This window comes from Telluria beijingensis (assembly GCF_030770395.1).
Classification (GTDB): domain Bacteria; phylum Pseudomonadota; class Gammaproteobacteria; order Burkholderiales; family Burkholderiaceae_D; genus Telluria; species Telluria beijingensis.
This window is the reverse complement of record NZ_CP132480.1, coordinates 5,115,934-5,135,998: the sequence shown is the minus strand read 5'-3', so window position 1 is coordinate 5,135,998 and position 20,065 is coordinate 5,115,934. Positions and strand designations below refer to the sequence as shown.

The window sequence follows — 20,065 nt, the reverse complement described above, 5'->3', positions numbered from 1 at the left end:
CAGGAGGAAGGCCGCGATCATAGCAGAGCCGGCTCCGTTCTTGCGGCGCCGCGCGCGTATTGACCGCGCATGAAGGCGCGGCCGGCGTGCTTTCGCTGGGCAGGCGTGCATGCTATCCTGCACCCGCCTCGGCCTGCCGGGCCGACCTTCCCTGCGAGAGACCATGAACCACAACACCCTGCTGCGCGCCAGCACCGCAGCCTTCCTGGGCGCCTGGAGCGCCTACGCCTTCGCCCTCGATCCCCTCAGCTACGCCAAGTACGACCAGGTCAAGACCACGGCCCTGCACCTGGACCTGAAGGCCGACTTCAACAAGAAAAGCCTGGACGGCTACGCCGAACTGACCCTCGACTGGCTGGACAAGAAAGCGACCACGCTCGACCTGGACACGCGCGAGCTGACGATCTCGAAGATCGAGGCCCAGGATGCGAAGGGCGCCTGGCGCAAGGCCGACTACTCGCTCGGCAAGTTCGACGAAGAGAAGGGCCAGCCGCTGCACGTCAAGCTGCCGGTCCAGCAGAAGAAGGTGCGCATCCACTACCGCACCGCGCCGACCGCCACCGCGCTGCAGTGGCTGCAGCCGGTGCAGACCATGTCGGGCAAGTATCCGTTCATGTTCAGCCAGTCGCAGGCGATCAATGCCCGCTCCTGGGTGCCGATCCAGGATACCCCTGCGGTGCGCTTCACCTACAGCGCGCGCATCGAGGCGCCGCAAGGCCTGCGCGTGGTGATGAGCGCCGATAACGACATGAAGGCCACCGGCAAGGGTGGCTGGAAGTTCAATATGCCGCAGCCGATTCCGTCCTACCTGCTGGCGATCGGCATCGGCGAACTCGAAGCGCGCACGCTCGGCGGCCGCACCGGCGTCTATGCCGAACCGCAGCGCATCAAGGCCGCCGAATACGAGCTGGCCGATACCGAGAAGATGGTCGAGGCAGCCGAGAAGCTGTACGGCCCGTATCGCTGGGGGCGTTACGACATGCTGATCCTGCCGCCATCGTTCCCGATCGGCGGCATGGAAAACCCGCGCCTGACTTTCCTGACCCCGACCATGATCGCGGGCGACCGCAGCCTGGTCGACCTGATTGCCCACGAACTGGCGCACAGCTGGTCGGGCAACCTGGTGACCAACGCCTCGTGGAAGCACTGGTGGCTGAACGAGGGCTTCACCACCTACGTCACCACCCGCATCCTGGAGGAGATCTACGGCAAGGAAACCGCCCTGATGAACCTGCAGCTGGAGCAGGAAGAGGCGCTGGAAATGCTGAAAGACCTGCCGCCGGCGAAGCAGGCGCTGGTCTCGCGCCAGCCCGACACCTCGGCCGAGCACTACCCGGACACCTCGCTGGCCTATCCGAAGGGCGCCTGGTTCCTGCACACGCTCGAACAGCGCGCCGGCCGCGCCGCTTTCGACACCTTCCTGCGCGGCTGGTTCGACGGCCACGCCTTCCAGAGCGTCACCAACGACCAGTTCCTGGATTACCTGCGCAAGAACCTGCTGGCCAAGAATCCGAAGATCATGAGCGAGGCCGAGCTGGACGAGTGGATCTACGGCCCCGGCATCCCGGAAAGCGGCCAGCGCGCCGTGTCGCAGCGCCTGGCGCAGCTGAACGCGTCGATCGACGGCTGGATCAAGGGCACGGTCTCGACCGGGCAACTGAAGGCCAGGGACTGGAATGCGGCCGAGTGGATGAAGTTCCTGAACGATATCGACAACAAGGTCGATGCGAAAAAGCTCGAAGAACTCGACCGCGCCTACGATCTCGCCAACACGAAGAACAACGAAGTCGCCTTCCGTTTCTACCGCGCCTCGGTGCATGCCGGCTACCGCACCGTGCGTCCGCAGCTGGAAGCCTTCCTGATGAGCGTCGGCCGCCAGAAGTTCGTGGTGCCGCTGTACGCTGCGCTGCGCGAGAAGCCGGACGACCGTGCCTGGGCTGAAGCAATCTACAAGAAGGCGCGCGAGCGTTACCACCCCGAGACGCAGTCGAGCGTCGATAAAGCGATGGGCAAGCAATGATGACCATGAATCGAATCGCCGGCGCAGTGCTGCTGGCGTTCTGCACGGCCGGCGCCGCGCTTGCGCAGACCGCGGCCACTCCAGCAGCCGCCGCGGCAGCGCCGGCCTACAACCTGGAAGCCGACGTCAATCGCGTGCTGAAGACCTTCGACGTCCCCGGCATCGCCATCGCCGTGGTCAAGGACGGCAAGGTCGTCGTCACCCAGGGCTTCGGCGTGCGCAAGCTCGGCGACCCGACCCCGGTCGACGGCAAGACCATCTTCGAGATCGCATCAAACTCGAAAGCCTTCACGGCGGCCGGCCTGGCGATGCTGGTGGACCAGGGCAAGCTGGAATGGGACGACCCGGTCATCAAGCACCTGCCGGACTTCCGCATGTACGACTCCTACGTGACGGCCGAGATGACGGTGCGCGACCTGCTCACTCACCGCAGCGGCCTGGGGCTGGGCGCCGGTGACCTGATGTGGTGGCCGACCACCACCTTCAGCACCGACGAAATCATCCACAACCTCCGCTACATCAAGCCGGCGACGAGCTTCCGCAACAGCTACGCCTACGATAACCTGCTGTACATCGTGGCCGGCAAGATCATCGCCCAGAAATCGGGCAAGGACTGGGGCGCGACGATGCGCGAGTGGATCCTCGATCCAGTCGGCATGCGCGCCACCACCACCAGCCTGGATGAGCACAAGCCGGGCATGAACGTGTCGGCGCCGCACAGCAAGATCGCCGGCAAGGCGGCGGTCGTGAAGCCGATGCCGGTGGCGAACGCGATCGGCGCGGTGGGCATCAATACCAATGCCGAGGACATCGCGCGCTGGATGAATGTGCTGCTCGATAACGGACGTATTGCGCAAGGCGCCGACGGCAAGGAAGTGCGCCTGTGGTCCGACAAACAGGCGCGCGAGATGTGGACCGCGCAGACGCCGATGAAGATCAACGAGCCGCGTCCGCCGCTGGCGGCCACCAAGCCGAACTTCTTCGCCTATGGCCTGGGCTTCCAGTTGCGCGACTACCAGGGCAAGCTGGTGGCGATGCACGGTGGCGCGCTGCAGGGCTTCTACTCGCGCGTGCTGCTGGTGCCGGAGGCCAGGCTGGGCATCGCGATCTTCACCAATGCCGAAAGCGGTCCCTCGCTCAATGCGCTGCAATACCGCCTGCTGGACCAGTACCTGGGCGTGGCGCCGGTAGATTGGATCGGCCGCATCGCCGCTGTCGCCCAGGAAGCGCAGGACAAGGAAGCCGCGCGGCTGAAGACCGAGACCGCGACCCGCGCCAAGGCCTCGAAGCCGTCGCTGGCGCTGTGGGACTACGAAGGCGAGTACGAAGACGCCTGGTATGGCAAGGTCACGATCAAGCGCCAGGGCAGCAAGCTGGTGATGTCGTTCTCGCGCACGCCCGACCTGACCGGGGAGATGGAGCACTTCCAGCACGACACCTTCGTCGTGCGCTGGAAGGAGCGCAACTTCAATGCCGACGCCTATGCGACGTTCTCGCTGGACCACGACGGCTCGATCGAGCGGCTGCGCATGAAGCCGATATCGACCGAGACGGACTTCAGCTATGACTTCCAGGATCTGCTGTTCACGCCCGTGAAAAAGGCGAAATAAGAAAAAACGCCCGCTGGTCTGCGGGCGTTTTTCTTGTGCAGTTGCACTTCTGGCGACGCACATGACTTGGGTTCCCGCCTTCGCGGGAACGACGTGCATGGGTAGCAGGCCAGTAACGTACTCCTGCCGATCCATGCTTGCACGTCGTCGCCGCTCATGCTCGTACGTCGTCCCCTCTCATGCTCGTACGTCGTCCCCGCTCATGCTCGTACGTCGTCCCCGCGAAGGCGGGGACCCAAGTCAATACGCACACCACAAGCGCTATTTACGCTCCCACACCTTCATCATGTCTTCCGACCCCTGCATCCTGATCCCGTTATCCGACAGGACCGATTCGGTCGCATCCAGCGTCGCCTTGCGCGGCAGGATCATGGTTTCGCCGTAGCGCTGGTCGAAGCGCAGCACCAGTTGCTCGTCCTTCAGGTCGCGCAGCAGTTCCACCAGATGCTGCAGGCTGCGCACGTGCTGGCCGTTCACCGACTCCACCACCGAACCGAAGCGGTTGTTGTAGCCGCTCACCAGCTTGTGCGGGAAGAACGGCGCGCTGATCACCACCAGTTCCTCGCGCTCGGGCGTCGGCGAATCGCCGCGCTGGGTCACCAGCGGGCTGGCGTTGAAGGCATAGGCGTTCATCCCCGGCGCGCTGCCGGCGACGAAGCTCATGAATTCGCTGGTGGCGCGCGAGAAGGTCATCGGGCCGTAGATGAAGTAGGACGGGTAGCCGCCATCGAGGTCCGAGATCAGCAGCGGACGCGGCCCCGTGGCCGGCACCTCGACCTTCATCGTCTTGCCGCCGCGGACGATCGTCATCGGCACCTTGCCGTTCTTCGCCACCTGCTGGACGCGGTACTGGAAGCGCACGCGCAGGTTCGAACCCAGCTTGACCATGCCCTGGTTGTCGATCGCGTGTTCGCCGATATGGGTGATCACGTCCCACTCCTTCAGCGGCCAGCTGGCATCGACCTTGTATGGCCGGTGCACCACCGCGCCTTCGACCGAGCGCTCGAGCTTGAGGAACTGGCGCAGAGCCGGATTCTCCAGCGTCTGCACGCTGTCGTGCAGCAGCGGCTTGCCGTCGTAGCGGCCATCGGCCACGTCGCGCAGGAACAGTTCGATCTCTTCGTTCGGGATCACGTAGCCGATGTTCTGCGCATTGGCCGCGCCGGCGAAGGCCAGGCCGATCATGCGGTCGCCCGACACCACCGGGCCGCCGCTGTTGCCGGGATTGATCGGGGCGTCGATCTGGATCCGCAGGCCCGAGCTGAAGGCGCCGTAGTTGACGAACTCCACCCGCGAGACGATGCCGGTGGTGGTCGACAGCGAATTGCCGCCGACCGGATAGCCGTAGGCGAACACCTGCTGGCGCACGTCGGGCAGCACCGGCGCGCGCGATACCGGCGGGCGCTTGTCGAAGAAGGACGGGTCTTCGAGTTCGAGCACGGCGAGGTCGATGCCGCGCGCCAGCGCGATCACCTTGGCCGCGACCTTGTCGCCCGACTGGCTGGCCTGCACCTCGACCTGGCTCGCATAGCCGACCACGTGGGCATTGGTCAGGATGCGCTTGCCCTCGATGATGACGCCGGAACCGGTGACCGGGCTGGGCGCCGCCTTGGTCCAGGGTTTATAGGGTTCGGGGCGGCGGATGGTGGCGAAGATCTTGACGACCGAGTTCTCGACCGCGGGCAGCACCGGCGCGGGCACGGCGCTCTTGGCGGCGCTTGGCGCCGCCACGGCAGGCGCGGGGACGGTAGCGGTCGAGGGGGCGGTGGCTGGTGCGGGCATGGCCGGGACCTCGGGCGGCACGGTATCCTGGGCGTGCGCGGCGCCGCAGGCGCCAAGGAGGAGGGCGGCCAGTCGCAATGTCGGCAGAGTCTTCATGGTTTCCTTCGGTTGGACGATTCAGGATGCAACCGGAAGAATATACACGCCCGCCGCAAAAGGAAATACGTGGATCGTCACGAAGGAGGGCGTTGCCTGCCTTCGTGACGGGGCAGCGATGCCGATTACTTGACGAATTTCAGCGTCATGCGGTCGCTCTCGCCGATGGCGAGGTACTTCTCGCGGTCCTGGTCCTTGTTGGTCAGCACCGGCGGCAGGGTCCACACGCCTTTTTCATAGTCGGCGGTGTCCTTCGGGTTGGCGTTGATTTCCGACTTGGCGGCCAGCTTGAAGCCGGCGCGTTCGGCCATGCGGATCACATAGGCTTCGTGCACGTAGCCGCTCGAGGCTTTCGCGTCCTGCTGCATTTTCGCCGGCAGGCGGTGCTCGACCACGCCCAGCACGCCGCCCGGCTTGAGCACCTTGTGCGCTTCCTTCAGCACGGCGAGCACGGCGTCGTCGCCGTTGCCCAGCCAGTTGTGCAGGTTGCGGAAGGTGACCACCATGTCGACGCTGTTCGGGGCGCCCAGCTCGAAGCCAGTCGGCGGCGCGAACAGCACCGGGGTCACCTTGCCGTACACGGCGCCATTGGCCGCCAGGCGCTCGCGGAACGCCTTGCCGCCGCGGCTCTCGGCGTCCGGTACGGCGCCATACAGCTTGCCCTGGTCGCGCAGGTAGGGCGCCAGGATCTCGGTGTACCAGCCGCCGCCCGGCGACAGCTCGATCACCTTCATGGTCGGCTTGATGCCGAAGAAGGTCAATGTTTCATAGGGGTGGCGGTAGGTGTCGCGGGCCTTGTTGGCGGCGGCGCGGTGTTCGCCGGCGATGGCGGATTTGAGGGCGTCGTCCGCGTGGGCGGCGCCGGCGATGCCGGTTGCCAGCATCGCGGCCAGGATCAGTCGTTTCATCGTGCGAGGTCTCCATGGTGGGGTAGACGGCTGGTCGAAGCGCCGCCGTCGCCGCGCAGATGATCGAACAGGCAAGCCGGACAGTCAAGCATTGTTCCCGTATTGACTGTCCGCGGCGGACACCCGGACACCGCCCGGACACCGCCCGGACACCCTGCGGACACTGCTAAACACACGCAGCGATTAGTACATTGAGCTGGCACAAAGATTGCCTATTCAAAACGTTTAGTTGCTGCTATGGTTGAGAGGTTTGCCGCGTCTCGCACCGGCAAAAATCACAACAATAGCGATGTACATACAAGAGCGGCGCCGAGCTGTTTGCGGAACCGCTGCCCGGAGTAGATCCTTCAGGAGAACACATGGAACGCCGTACCTTTCTCAATCTCAGCAGCCTGGCCGCTGCCTCGGTGCTGCTGCCTTTCGGACGCGCGATCGCTGCCGAAGAACTGGTCAGCACGATGCCCGTCGCCGCCAAGAAGGCCCTGGCCGACGTCGCGCTGAACGCCGCCACCAAGGCCGGCGCCAGCTACGCCGACGTGCGCATCGGCCGCTACCTCAACCAGTTCATCACCACCCGCGACCTGAACGTCGAGAACGTGGCCAATACCGAATCGGCCGGCGTCGGCGTGCGCGTGATCGTGAACGGCGCCTATGGCTTCGCCGCCACCTCGGACATGTCGAACGACGGCATCGCCAACGCGGCGCGCCAGGCAGTGGCGATCGCCAAGGCCAATGCGAAGCTGCAGACCGAACCGGTGCAGCTCGCACCAGTCAAGGGCGTCGGTGACGTGTCGTGGAGCACGCCGTACACCAAGGACTGGCGCACGGTGCCGATCGCCGAGAAGACCGACATGCTGATCGCCGCCAACAAGGCGGGCATGGAAGGCGGCGCCAACTTCATGCGTTCGATGCTGTTCCAGGTCAACCAGCAAAAATACTTCGCCTCGACCGACGGCTCGTACATCGACCAGGACGTGCATCGCCTGTGGGCGCCGCTGTCGGCCACCGCGGTCGACAAGGCCACCGGCAAGTTCCGCTCGCGCGACGGCCTCAGTTCCCCGGTCGGCAAGGGCTATGAATACTTCGACGCCCGCCCCGAGCACAAGATCAAGGCCGCCGGCGGCGTCGCCACCCTGTACACCGACAGCTACGACATCGTCGAGGACGCGCGCGCCGCGGGCCGCGACGCCAAGCGCAAGCTGACCGCCAAGTCGGTCCAGCCGGGCAAGTACGACCTGATGCTGTCGCCGGAACACCTGTGGTTGACCATCCACGAAAACGTCGGCCACCCGACCGAACTCGATCGCGTGCTGGGCTACGAGGCCAACTACGCCGGCACCAGCTTCGCTACCCTTGACAAGCTGCAGTCGAAGAGCTTCAAGTACGGCGCCCCGATCGTCAACATCTACGCCGACAAGACCACCCCGGGTTCGCTGGGCGCGATCGGCTACGACGACGAAGGCGTCAAGTCGAAGCGCTGGGACATCATCAAGGACGGCATCCTGGTCAACTTCCAGGCCACGCGTGACCAGGCCCACATCATCGGCGAGAAAGAGTCGCACGGCTGCTCCTATGCGGACGGCTGGAACACCGTGCAGTTCCAGCGCATGCCGAACGTGTCGCTTCAACCAGGAAAGGCCAGGCTCACCCCGGACGAAATGGTCAAGGGCATCAAGAAGGGCATCTACATCGTCGGCGACGGGTCGTTCTCGATCGACCAGCAGCGCTACAACTCGCAATTCGGCGGCCAGCTGTTCTTCGAGATCAAGGACGGCAAGATCGGCCAGATGCTCGAAGACGTGGCCTACCAGTCGAACACCCAGGAATTCTGGGGCGGCTGCAGCGCGATCTGCGACGAGCGCGACTGGCGCATGGGCGGCTCCTTCTTCGACGGCAAGGGACAGCCGCCGCAGATCAGCATCGTCTCGCACGGCTCGTCGACCGCGCGCTTCAACGGCATCAACGTGATCAACACCGCCCGCAAGATCGGCTAAGGGACGACCATGAGCATCCTGACCCAGGAACAAACCAAGAAGATCAGCGACCGCGTGATGTCGCTGACCAAGGCCGACGAGTGCATCGTCAATATCGAAGGCAGCACCATCGGCAATATCCGCTTCGCCCGCAACGCCGTCTCGACCGCCGGCCTGGCCGACGACACCCGCGTGCAGGTGCAGGTCGCCTTCGGCAAGAAGCAGGGCACGGCCACCATCAACGAGTTCGACGACAAGTCGATCGAACGCGCCGTGCGCCGCGCCGAAGACCTGGCCAAGCTGGCGCCGGACAATCCGGAATTCATCCCGGCGATCGCCAAGACCGCGTACAAGCCGTCCGACACCTTCGTGCAGAAGACCGCCGACATCGATCCCGAATACCGCGCGCAAGCCGCGGCGTATGCGATCGAAGGCTGCCGCAAGCGCGGCCTGGTCTCGGCCGGCTTCTTCACCGACCGCACCAGTTTCGAGACGGTCGCCAACTCGAATGGCCTGTTCGGGCACCAGGCCTCGACCTCGCTCGACTTCACCCTGACCGTGCGCACCGAAGACGGCCGCGGTTCGGGCTGGGTCAAGCGCTCGGCGCGCGACGTGAGCAAGTTCGACCCGCGCGAAGCGGCCGAGATCGCGATCGAGAAGGCATTGCGCTCGGTCGACGCCAAGGCGCTGGAGCCGGGCCGCTACACCGTGATCATGGAGCCGGCCGCGACCTCGGACCTGCTGTCGTTCATGCTGGGCGGTTTCGACGCGCGCCGCGCCGACGAGGGCCGCAGCTTCCTGTCGAAGGCCGGCGGCAAGAACCGCCTGGGCGACAAGCTGTTCGACAGCCAGGTCAATATCTGGTCCGACCCGTGGGACAAGGACGTCGCCGTGCTGCCGTGGGACGAGAACATGCTGCCGCGCGAACGCGTGGAACTGGTCAAGGACGGCAAGATCAATGCCCTCGACTACTCGCGCTTCTGGGCGCAGCAGAAGAACCAGCGCGCGGTGGGCGCGGCCGGCAACATCATCATGGCTGGCACCAACAAGACCACCGAAGAGCTGATCGCCAACACCAAGAAGGGCGTGCTGGTGACCCGCACCTGGTATATCCGCATGGTCGACCCGCAATCGGTGCTGCTGACCGGCCTGACCCGCGACGGCACCTTCTACGTCGAGAACGGCAAGATCAAGCATCCGATCAAGAACTTCCGCTTCAATGAAAGCCCGGTCTCGATGCTGAACAATATCGAGGAAATCGGCAAGCCGGTGGTCATCGGCGCCGACGAAGCGCGCTACTCGATGCTGATCCCGTCGATGAAGATCCGCGACTTCAACTTCACGTCGCTGTCGGACGCGGTCTAAGCACCTGCAGCCTCGGCCCCGTCGTTCCCGCGCAGGCGGGAACCCAAGTTTCTCAGCGCAGTGGCTGCTCATGCAAACTTAGGTTCCCGCCTTCGCGGGAACGACGTGCAAACGCTAACGCAAGTGCGAGCGCCAACGCGAGCACCTGCAACGCAAACGGATAACACACATGGAACGTCGTAAATTCCTGCAAATTGGCGCTGGCACTGCCGGCGCCATGCTCATTCCGGTATTCGGCAACGCGATCGCGGCCGAAGACCTGCTCAAGCCGATGGCGGCGAGCGCCAAGAAGGTCCTGGCCGATACCGCGATGGGCGCGGCCACGCAGGCCGGCGCGTCGTACTGCGATGTGCGCATCGGCCGCTACCTGAACCAGTTCATCATCACGCGCGACCTGAACGTCGAGAGCATCAACAATACCGAGTCGAGCGGCGTCGGGATCCGCGTGATCGCCGATGGCGCCTACGGTTTCGCGTCGACCAACAGCATGACCCCGGATGGCATCGCCCAGGCCGCGCGCCAGGCGGTGGCCATCGCCAAGGCCAATGCCAAGCTCCAGACCGAACCGGTACGCCTGGCGCCGGTGAAGGGCGTCGGCGAAGTGGCGTGGGCCACGCCGATCGTCAAGGATTGGCGCACCCTGCCGGTCAAGGAAAAGGCCGACATGCTGATCGCCGCCAACAAGGCCGGCCTGGATGCGGGCGCGAACTTCATGACCGCCTCGCTATTCCAGATCAACCAGCAAAAATACTTCGCCTCCACCGACGGCTCCTACATCGACCAGGACATCCACCGCCTGTGGGCTCCGATCAATGCCACCGCCGTCGACCAGAAGACCGGCAAGTTCCGCTCGCGCGGCGGCCTGGGCGCCCCGGCGTCGATGGGCTATGAATATTTCGACGCCAAGGCCGCGGACAAGGTGCGCGCAGCAGGCGGCGTCACCACGCTGTACACCCGCTCCTACGACATCGTGGAAGACGCGCGGTTGGCCGGCAAGCAGGCGCGCGAAAAGCTGACCGCCAAGTCGGTCGAGCCGGGCAAGTACGACCTGGTGCTGTCGCCCGAACACCTGTTCCTCACCATCCACGAAAACGTCGGCCACCCGACGGAACTGGACCGCGTGCTCGGCTACGAAGCCAACTACGCCGGCACCAGCTTCGCGGGCCTCGACAAGTGGCAGACGAAGAAATTCAAGTACGGCGCCGAGCGCGTCAATTTTGTTGCAGACCGTACCACGCCTGGCTCGCTGGGCCTCATCGGCTACGACGACGAAGGTGTGCCGGCCAAGAAGTGGGACATCATCCGCGACGGCATCCTGGTCAACTACCAGGCCACGCGCGACCAGGCCCACATCATCGGCGAGAAGGAATCGCACGGCTGCTCGTATGCCGACAGCTGGAGCACGGTGCAGTTCCAGCGCATGCCGAACGTCTCGCTGGAACCGGGCAAAGCGCGCCTGACTCCGGACGAAATGGTCCAGGACGTCAAGAAGGGCATCTACATCCTGGGCCGCGGTTCCTACTCGATCGACCAGCAGCGCTACAACTTCCAGTTCGGCGGCACGCTGTACTACGAGATCAAGAACGGCAAGATCACCGGTCCATTGGAAGACGTGGCCTACCAGGCCAATACCCAGGAATTCTGGAATGCCTGCTCGGCCATCTGCGACGAGCGCGACTGGCGCATGGGCGGCTCCTTCTTCGACGGCAAGGGCCAGCCGAGCCAGGTGAGCGCGGTGTCGCACGGATCGAGCACCACGCGCTTCAACGGCATCAACGTCATCAACACCGCACGCAAGATCGGATAAGGAGACCAGGATGAAGACCCTGAACCAGGAACAAGCAAAGAAAATCACCGATCGCGTACTGTCGCTGTCGAAAGCCGACGAGTGCACGGTGCAGATCGAAGGCAGCCGTGTCGGCAACGTGCGCTTCGCGCGCAATAGCGTGTCGACCGCCGGCCTGACCGAAGACATGCAGCTGGTCGTGCGCGTGGCCTTCGGCAAGCGCAGCGGCACCGCCATGGTCAACGAGTTCGACGACAAATCGCTGGAAAAAGCGGTGCGCCGCGCCGAGGAGCTGGCCAGGCTGGCGCCGGAGAATCCGGAATTCATGCCGGCGATCGCGAAGCAGGAATACCGCGCCACCAAGACCTTCGTGCCGGCCACGGCGTCGATCGACCCGGACTTCCGGGCCCAGGTCGCGGCCACCAGCATCGAGCTGGCGCGCAAGAACAAGCTGGTCACGGCCGGCTATTTCGTCGACAGCACCCGCTTCTCGACCATCGCCAACTCGAACGGCGTGTTCGGACACCAGGACTTCACCGACCTGTCGTTCACGCTGACCGCGCGCACCGAAGACGGCCGCGGTTCGGGCTGGGTGACCCGCTCGGCGGTCGACGCCGCGCGCTTCGACGCGCGCGAAGCGTCGGAAGTCGCGATCGAGAAGGCGCTGCGTTCGGTCGAGGCGCGCGCCCTCGAGCCGGGCCGCTATACCGTGATCCTGGAACCGGCGGCGACCTCGGAAATCCTCGGCAATATGTTCAGCTCCTTCGACGCCCGCTCGGCCGACGAAGGCCGCAGCTTCCTGTCGAAAGCCGGCGGCAAGAACCGCCTGGGCGACAAGCTGTTCGACAGCCAGGTGAACATCTGGGCCGACCCGTGGGACAAGGACGTGCCGGTCGCGCCGTGGGACAACGAGTCGCTGCTGGCGCGCGAACGCACCCAGCTGGTCAAGGATGGCCGCATCGCCTCGCTCGACTACTCGCGCTACTGGGCTCAGAAGACCGGCAAGCAGGCCACCGCGGGCCACGGCAATATGATCATGGCGGGGGGCACCAAGTCGCTGGAAGAGCTGATCGCGGGCACCAAGAAGGGCATCGTGGTCACCCGCACCTGGTATATCCGCATGGTCGATCCGCAGTCGCTGCTGCTCACCGGCCTGACCCGCGACGGCACCTTCTATGTCGAGAACGGCAAGATCAAGTACCCGCTCAAGAACTTCCGCTTCAACGAGAGCCCGGTCACGATCCTGAACAATATCGACGAACTGGGCAAGCCGCAGATCATCGGCGGCGACGAAGTGCCGTTCCAGATGGTGCTGCCGCCGATGAAGGTGCGCGACTTCAACTTCACCTCGCTGTCCGACGCGGTGTAATTGGCTGTAGATCGACATGGCCAGTTTTGACTTCTACTTCACGCGCCTGATGTATGAATCGGGCAACTGGGACGTGGATGTCCGCATGCCCAGCAACGTGCTGAACTCCCTGGTGGAGTACACCACGTTGCGGGTGGATACGACGGAGCGCATGGTGGCCCTGTCGGATCCGAAGATGCTGCAGGCCCCGTTCTGCTACCTGGCCGGCCACAAGCTGGTGCAGTTCACCCCGGCGGAACGGAGCAATTTCGAGAAGTACGTGCGCGGCGGCGGCTTCGTGTTCGTGGACGACTGCAACCACGATATCGACGGCCTGTTCGCCAAGTCGTTCGAGGCCGAGATGGCCAGGATCTTCGGGCCGCAGGCCCTGAAGAAGATCCCGAACAACCACCCGCTGTACTCGTGCTTCTTCAAGTTCGAGGACGGGCCGCCGACGACGTCGATGGAACTCAATGGCTGGGGCGACGACCTGGTGCACGAGTACCTGAAGGCGATCGAGATTGGCGGACGGTTGCGCGTGCTGTACTCGAACAAGGACTATGGCTGCGAATGGGATTACGACTTCCGCAACAAGCGTTTTCTTGCGGTCGACAACACCCGCTTCGCGGTGAACATCATTCAATATGCGTTGGGAGCATGAGCAGTGGGCGATAGCAATACCGTAGCTTGGAGTGAACAGGACGTCGCCGCATTGACGGCGAAGGTGGGCCAGCTGAAGGCCAGCATGGCGCGCGTGATCATCGGCCAGGAAGACGTGGTCGACCTGCTCGTCACCTGCCTGCTGGCGGGCGGCCACGCGCTGGTCGAAGGCGTGCCGGGGCTGGGCAAGACGCTGCTCGTGAAATCGCTGGCGCAAGCCACCGACATGCAGTTTCGCCGGGTGCAGTTCACGCCAGACCTGATGCCGTCGGATATCGTCGGCACCGAGATCCTGGAAGAAGACGCCGGCACCCACCAGCGCGTGTTCCGCTTCCAGCAGGGGCCCGTCTTCACGCAAGTGCTGCTGGCCGACGAGATCAACCGCGCCCCGCCCAAGACGCAATCGGCATTGCTCGAGGCGATGCAGGAACGCTCGGTGACCTTCGCCGGACACACCCACAAGCTGCCGCGGCCCTTCTTCGTGCTGGCCACGCAGAACCCGATCGAGCAGGCCGGCACCTATCCGCTGCCCGAAGCCCAGCTCGATCGCTTTTTGCTGCGCATCGATGTGGTGTATCCGACCGAGGACGAAGAAGTGCTGATGGTCTCGCGCACCACTCACGCCGGCCTGCAGGATGCCGAGCCGGTGATGGACGTCGAGACCCTGCTGCGCCTGCAGCAACTGGTGCGCGACATCGAGATCGGCGACCACCTGGTACGCTACGCCACGCGCCTGGTGCGCGCGACACGCCCGAGCGAGACGACGGTCGAGGCGGTGAAAAAACACATCGGCTGGGGCGCGGGTCCCCGCGCCGGCCAGGCGCTGGTGCTGGCCTCGAAGGCGCGCGCCCTGATGCAGGGCCGCCTGGCAGTGACCCGCGAGGACATCGGCGCAATGCTGCTGCCGGTGTTGGCGCACCGCGTACTGCGCAACTTCGAGGCCGAGGCCGACGGCATCGCCATCGCCGACGTGCTGCAGGCGCTGCGCAACGAGATCAAGGTGCCGTAAAGGGCGCTTGCATCATGTCGTTAGCGAATACCGCGCTGATCGCGCACACCCGGAAACTCGACCTGGTGATCCGCCACGTGCTGGCCGGCCTCGGGCACGGCATCCACGCCGGGCGCGAGCGCGGGGCCGGCGTCGAGTTCTCGGAATACCGCGCCTATGTGCCGGGCGACGAGTGGCGCCGGGTCGACTGGAAACTGGCCGCACGCGCCGACCGCTATTTCGTGCGCGAGGCCGAGCGCGACAGCCATGTGGCGGTCTGGCTGGTGCTGGACGCCAGCGCCTCGATGGCAGAACCGAGCCGCAGCGTCGAGGGACTCGACAAGCTGGCCTACGCCCGCGCCTTGCTCGGCTGCGTCGCCGCGATCGCGCAGCGCCAGGGCGATGCCTTCGGCCTGGTGGTGCTGGGCGCTGGCAAGGTGGCGTTTACGCCGGCCTTGCGCGGACCGCGCCACCTGCAGCGCGTGCTGTCCCAGCTGCAGCGCGCCACACCGGAAGGCAGCCTGCCCGATACCGAAACCCTGAAGGCCAGCCTGCACTTCGCCCAGTCGCCCAGCGCGATCTACGCCGCCAGCGACCTGCTCGACTGGCCGTCGCCGCTGTCGATCGCCTTGACCCGGCTGCGCCAGATGCGCCACGACGTGCGCGTGCTGGGCCTGCAGACCCAGGCCGAGGTCGACGCCAGCTTTTCCAGCGAGCTGGCCTACCGCGATCCGGAACAGGAAGAGGGCGTGTTCCGCTTCGGCGCCGACCTGCGGGAAGGCTATCGCCGCAACCGCGAGGCGCACTTTGGCGCGGTCACGGCCCAGTGCCGCAAGAACGATATGCCGCTGACGCTGGCCGCGATCGAGCAGTCGCCAATCGACGTGCTGCGGCGCTGGCTGCGGCGCCCGGGAAGGTGAAGTCATGAGTGCACTCTGGTGGCTTACGCTGCCCATCCTGTTGCTGCCGGTCTGGTGGCATCGCCGCAAGCGCGTGCAGAACAAGGCGGCGCCGATGGCGACCGCGCGCTTCCTGCCGCGCACCGAACCGCGCCAGACCCGCATCTGGCGCTGGAGCGATCCTCTCCTGCTGCTGGTGCGCTGCCTGTTGCTGGTGGCGCTCATCGCCTGGCTGGCCAATCCGGTGTATCCCTTCCGTGGCGATACGGTCGTGGTAACGCAAGGGGCCGATCCTGCCTGGGTCGAGCGCGAAGCGACGCAAGCGGGCCTCGCGAACGCCGAGCGCGTCGTTTTGCCCGCCGCGCAGGCGCTGGGCTGGGTCCACACGCATGAGCGCGAATGGCAGCGTGACGCACGCCTCCTGGTGCTGGGCGATGTGCCGATGCCGGCCTCGAAGCCAGCGTTCGGACGCCCGGTCGAGGTGCGCACCCAGGCTGCCGCTCCGGCCCAGGTCGAGCGCCACGTCTACATTGCCAGCGAACGCGCGGCCGAATGGCGCCGCATGTTCGCCGTGCAGGGCGGCCCTGAGAAATTCGTCGTGGATGAGACGCCGGGCGCTGCCACGACCCTGATCGTTTGGGACCGCGCAGAGGCGCCGCCGGCTTCTCTGCGCGCCTCATTGTGGTGGATCACTCAGCCATCCGCCTTCCCCGAACTGGTCAGGGCGCGCACGGTGGATGGACTGCGCTACGCCGACAGCGCGCGCGGCCGCCTGTGGCATCATGCCGATTGGCCACCGCGCGATGCCGATGCGGCGCGCGCGCTGCTCGACGATTGGCAGCAGTTGCACATCGGGCCGCGCCCTTACATGATGCGGTCGCAGGCCTTCGCCGCGGACGATAAGGCAGACGCACCTGCGCCGGGTGGCGCGCTGCGCAGCATCCTGCTGGCCATCCTGGCCGCACTCTTTGTACTGGAAAGGAGTCTCACGCATGCACGGAGGCGTTGAGATCACCAAACGGGTATGGCGCGCAGCGCAATTGCGCCGCCTGCCGCTGTGGATAGGCGGCGCCTTGCCGTGGCTGGCGATTCCGTCGGGGCCGGGCCTGCTGGCCTGGGCCGGCTGGTGCGCGCTGGACTGGGTCAAGCTGCGCCGCCGCGTCACCTTCGAATGGACCGCCTGGCTGGACGGCGCCGTGCCGGAGATGGAAGACAGCGCGGCCCTGCTCGACCAGGCCGATTCGCCGATCGCCCGCCTCCAGCAGCAGCGCCTGTTCGACCGCCTGGACGCCGTCGTCTCGCCGGCCCAGCTGCGCCGGATCGTCGCTCAGCATGTCTCGGCCGGCTATCCGATCATTCTGGTCAGCGCCGTGCTGGCGGGGATGGTGTGGTATGCCACCACGCGGCCATCGGAAGCGGGCGGCGTGACCCCGGCAAGCCCGGTGGGCAGCGCCACCGCCGCCACGCTGGCACAGCTCACCGTCAAACTGGCGCCGCCGGCCTATACCGGCATCGCGGCATCCGAATCAAGCCCGCGCGACCTGCAGGCGCCGGAACAGACCGTCGTCAGCTGGTGCCTGAAGGACGGTACCGCAGGCGACAACAGGATCGAACTGGGCAACGGCGAAGTGCTCGAGCCGGGCAAGGAATGCGCGCGCTGGACCGCCACCGAGTCGGTGGTCTGGCGTTGGCGCGGACAACGTCACACGCTGCGGGTGATCCCCGACCAGCCGCCCGAGATCACGATCACCGCGCCGACCCAGATGATCCAGGACCTGCGCGACAATGCCACCAGCACCACGATGGCGGTGCAGGTGCGCGACGATTACGCGATCCGGCGCGCCACCCTGCACATGACGCTGGCGCGCGGCAGCGGCGAGAACGTGAAATTCACCGACCGCGAAATGCCGTTGCCGGCGTCGACCGACCCGAAGCAGCGCAACTGGTCGAAGCAATGGTCGCTGGCCGAGCTGGAGCTGGAACCGGGCGACGAGCTGTATTTCTTCGTGCGCGCAACCGACAATGCCGGCCGTCCCCAGACCGTGCAATCGCCGACCTACACCGTGCGCCGCCCGGCGCCGGAACAGGAAGCGGAAGAGGAAAGCATGGCGATGCCGTCGCTGGTCAAGCCGGCTTCGCTGCGCAGCCAGCGCCAGATCATCATCGATACCGAACAGCTGGTGGCCGATATGCGCTCTACCAGGATCGCGGCGGACGTCGTGCGCGACCGCAGCGAACGCATCGCCAACGACCAGGCGCAGCTGCGCCGCCGCTATGGCCAGTTCCTGGGCGAGGAGTCGACGCTGTTCGCCGACAATGCCGGATCCGGCACCGGCGGTGCACAAAAGGAAGACGACCACGAAGGCCATGACCACGCCCCCGGCGAGCATCCGCACGAGGAAGGCCACGGCCACGACCACGGCAGCCAGAACACCCGCCGCAGCGCCATCGTCAACCAGACCCAGCACATCCTCGAAACCTATGGCCACGCGCACGACGAGGCCGAGAACGCGACCATGTACGACGAAGGCACCAAGAAGGTGCTGCGGCGCGCGCTGGTGGCCATGTGGGATGCCGAGAAGTCGCTGCGCGCCATCGCGCCGAAGACCGCGCTGCCGCCCGAGCACAAGGCGCTGGAGGCGATCAAGGAATTGCAGCAGGCCGAGCGCATCTACCTGCACAAGACCGCCTTCACCCCGCCGCCGATCAAGGAAGAAAAGCGCATGACCGGCGAGATGGCGGGCGCCGCCAGCTACCGCCGCGAACAGGCAGGCCAGGACGCGCCGCTGCCGGAAGAGTTGCGCACGCTGGTACAGGCGCTGTCCGGCGAAGCCGTGTTGCCCGCCCTGTGGACGCGCACCGCCAACGACTGGGTCCGTACCCGCCTGAAGGACGACGAGCAGCGCCTGGCCGCCCAGCGCGCGATCCAGGACGTGGCCGACGGCTGCATCGCTTGCCGCCCGGTGCTGCGCGCCTGGCTGCGCAGCGGCGCCGGCGAAGGCCAGGTGCTGCTGCAGGCGACGCCGAAAGTCGAGACCCCGTTCGCGCGCAACTGGCGCGAGGCGGGCGCGCCATGAACCAGCAGCTGATCCTTGCCGCCATCGCCCTGGCGGGCGTGGTCAGCGCGGCGCTGTACCTGCGCCGGCGCCAGTGGCTCGACGCGCTGCTGGTCGCCGCCGCCGCCATCGCCCTGGGCCTGTTCGGGGCCGACCTGCGCGTGCCGGGCGAGGCGGGCCGCACGCTCGCGATCGACCCGGCGGCGCCGCGCTTGTTGCCCACCTCGCTGGAGGGCGTGAATGCCCTGAGCGTGACAGGCGATGGCCTGCGCGCCGCCGCATGGAACGATTTGCCGGCCTTGCCGCTGACCTGGCAAGCACCAAAGGGCGGGGCACTACGCCTCGATTTTCCGCATCAGCTAGCGCTGGGCCGCGTGTTCACCCTGCGTGTCGAGCGCGAAGACAAGAGTGAAGCACGCCTGGAACTGCTGGCCGAGAACGGCCAGCGTATCGCCCAGGCCAGCGGCGCGGGCACGCTCGCCGTCGAATGGATGCCGCCGGTGGCCGAACGCGTCGTGCTCAAGGCGCGCCTGCTGGACGCGAAAGACAAGGTGATCGCCGAGGGGCCGATCCCGTTCACCGTGCACGAGCCGGTCCCGCTGCAGGTCGTCGGCCGCTTCGGCGCGCCATCGTTCGACCTGCGCGTGCTCAACGAGCTGATGGCCGGCAGCGGCGCGCTGCTCGACTGGCAGGTCACGCTGGGCCGCGACATCACCCGTACCGAAGCGCCGCGCGAAGAGATGACGGCGCCGAACCTGATGGTGTTAGATGCCGCCCGCTTCGAACGCATGGGCGCTGGCGAGCGCGCGGCCTTGCTGGGACGCGTGGCCGACGGCATGCCGCTGCTGGTGCTGGGCGGGAATGCGAACGATCCCGGCATCTGGTCGCGCACGCTGCAACTGCCGCTGCGCGTCCAGCCGCTGGGTGGCAAGCTCGATAAACCGCTGGAGATGCCGCTGGCGCCGCTGCTGCCGCCGCTGCTGCCGACATCGCGCGCGGCCGGTCCGTGGCAGGGTTCGGACGACATGGTCTGGACCCGCGACTGGAAAAAAGGCCGCATCGCCTGGCTGGGCGTGAGCGAGTGGCACCGCCATGCGATCGCCGAACCGCGCGCGCTGGCGCTGTGGTGGCAGGGTGTGCTCGACCGTGTCGGCGTGACGCTGGACCAGGACACCGAATGGCTGGCGCCGGCGGAGATGCCGCTGCCTGGCCAGCGCCTCGAGGTGTGCGCGCGCGGCGTCGCCGGCGACGTCGTCTTCCCGGAATTGAAGCAGGCCTTGCGCTGGCAGCAACGCGCGGACCGTGTCGACGCATCGTGCGTCGCGCTGTGGCCGCAGAGACCCGGTTGGTTGAGGATGGAAGACAGCAAGGCCGGTGCGCATGCCGTCTACGTGTACGACCGGGCCGACTGGCCGCAATGGCAGGCGATGCAACAACGGGATGCCACACAGCGCTACGCTGCACGCACCCCTCTCACTCCTGGACAAGGACCGACACGCCCCATGCCGGCCTGGCCGTTCGCGCTGGCGTTTGCGGCCGCGATGCTGATGCTGTGGTGGCGCGAACGGCGCTGA

Annotated in this window: 14 protein-coding genes; 12 read left to right on the top strand and 2 right to left on the bottom strand. The window is 66.1% G+C overall.

Annotated elements, in window-relative coordinates:
- Positions 1 to 163: 163 nt before the first annotated feature.
- Together Q9246_RS22495 and Q9246_RS22490 are read left to right on the top strand one after the other, a co-directional pair.
- A complete protein-coding gene (locus Q9246_RS22495) occupies positions 164 to 2,020 on the top strand; it encodes a M1 family metallopeptidase (RefSeq protein ID WP_306393189.1) in 1,857 nt (618 codons plus the stop codon).
- Positions 2,017 to 3,630, top strand: coding sequence for a serine hydrolase (locus Q9246_RS22490; RefSeq protein WP_306393187.1), 1,614 nt, complete (start codon positions 2,017 to 2,019; stop codon positions 3,628 to 3,630). The genes Q9246_RS22495 and Q9246_RS22490 overlap by 4 nt, the downstream gene beginning before the upstream one ends.
- 261 nt (positions 3,631 to 3,891) lie before the next feature.
- Here the strand turns inward: Q9246_RS22490 and Q9246_RS22485 are convergent, their stop codons facing one another.
- Together Q9246_RS22485 and Q9246_RS22480 are read right to left on the bottom strand one after the other, a co-directional pair.
- Positions 3,892 to 5,508, bottom strand: coding sequence for a S1C family serine protease (locus Q9246_RS22485; protein WP_306393185.1), 1,617 nt, complete (start codon positions 5,506 to 5,508; stop codon positions 3,892 to 3,894).
- Between the two features lie 125 nt (positions 5,509 to 5,633).
- Positions 5,634 to 6,416 carry a class I SAM-dependent methyltransferase gene (locus tag Q9246_RS22480; RefSeq protein WP_306393184.1) on the bottom strand — a complete coding sequence of 261 codons (783 nt, stop codon included), beginning with the start codon at positions 6,414 to 6,416 and terminating at the stop codon, positions 5,634 to 5,636.
- Positions 6,417 to 6,775: 359 nt separating this feature from the next.
- On the opposite strand from Q9246_RS22480, the gene Q9246_RS22475 reads away from it, so the two are divergent.
- The 10 genes from Q9246_RS22475 to Q9246_RS22430 all read left to right on the top strand — a co-directional run bounded on the left by Q9246_RS22475 (position 6,776) and on the right by Q9246_RS22430 (position 20,065).
- Positions 6,776 to 8,410, top strand: a complete 1,635-nt coding sequence (locus tag Q9246_RS22475; protein WP_306393183.1) for a TldD/PmbA family protein — start codon at positions 6,776 to 6,778, stop codon at positions 8,408 to 8,410.
- A 9-nt stretch (positions 8,411 to 8,419) separates the two neighbouring features.
- On the top strand, positions 8,420 to 9,754 hold the full coding sequence (locus Q9246_RS22470; protein ID WP_306393182.1) for a TldD/PmbA family protein: 1,335 nt from the start codon (positions 8,420 to 8,422) through the stop codon (positions 9,752 to 9,754).
- A gap of 169 nt (positions 9,755 to 9,923) precedes the next feature.
- Positions 9,924 to 11,561, top strand: a complete 1,638-nt coding sequence (locus tag Q9246_RS22465; RefSeq protein WP_306393180.1) for a TldD/PmbA family protein — start codon at positions 9,924 to 9,926, stop codon at positions 11,559 to 11,561.
- A 10-nt stretch (positions 11,562 to 11,571) separates the two neighbouring features.
- Positions 11,572 to 12,909 carry a TldD/PmbA family protein gene (locus Q9246_RS22460; RefSeq protein ID WP_306393178.1) on the top strand — a complete coding sequence of 446 codons (1,338 nt, stop codon included), beginning with the start codon at positions 11,572 to 11,574 and terminating at the stop codon, positions 12,907 to 12,909.
- A gap of 16 nt (positions 12,910 to 12,925) precedes the next feature.
- Positions 12,926 to 13,549, top strand: coding sequence for a DUF4159 domain-containing protein (locus Q9246_RS22455; protein ID WP_306393177.1), 624 nt, complete (start codon positions 12,926 to 12,928; stop codon positions 13,547 to 13,549).
- A 51-nt stretch (positions 13,550 to 13,600) separates the two neighbouring features.
- Positions 13,601 to 14,557, top strand: coding sequence for an AAA family ATPase (locus Q9246_RS22450; RefSeq protein ID WP_306393175.1), 957 nt, complete (start codon positions 13,601 to 13,603; stop codon positions 14,555 to 14,557).
- 14 nt (positions 14,558 to 14,571) lie between these two features.
- On the top strand, positions 14,572 to 15,456 hold the full coding sequence (locus tag Q9246_RS22445; protein ID WP_306393173.1) for a DUF58 domain-containing protein: 885 nt from the start codon (positions 14,572 to 14,574) through the stop codon (positions 15,454 to 15,456).
- Between the two features lie 4 nt (positions 15,457 to 15,460).
- Positions 15,461 to 16,444 carry a BatA domain-containing protein gene (locus Q9246_RS22440; RefSeq protein ID WP_306393172.1) on the top strand — a complete coding sequence of 328 codons (984 nt, stop codon included), beginning with the start codon at positions 15,461 to 15,463 and terminating at the stop codon, positions 16,442 to 16,444.
- Positions 16,428 to 18,512, top strand: coding sequence for a hypothetical protein (locus Q9246_RS22435; RefSeq protein ID WP_306393170.1), 2,085 nt, complete (start codon positions 16,428 to 16,430; stop codon positions 18,510 to 18,512). Before Q9246_RS22440 ends, Q9246_RS22435 begins: the two co-directional genes overlap by 17 nt.
- Positions 18,509 to 20,065 carry a hypothetical protein gene (locus Q9246_RS22430; RefSeq protein ID WP_306393168.1) on the top strand — a complete coding sequence of 519 codons (1,557 nt, stop codon included), beginning with the start codon at positions 18,509 to 18,511 and terminating at the stop codon, positions 20,063 to 20,065. Before Q9246_RS22435 ends, Q9246_RS22430 begins: the two co-directional genes overlap by 4 nt.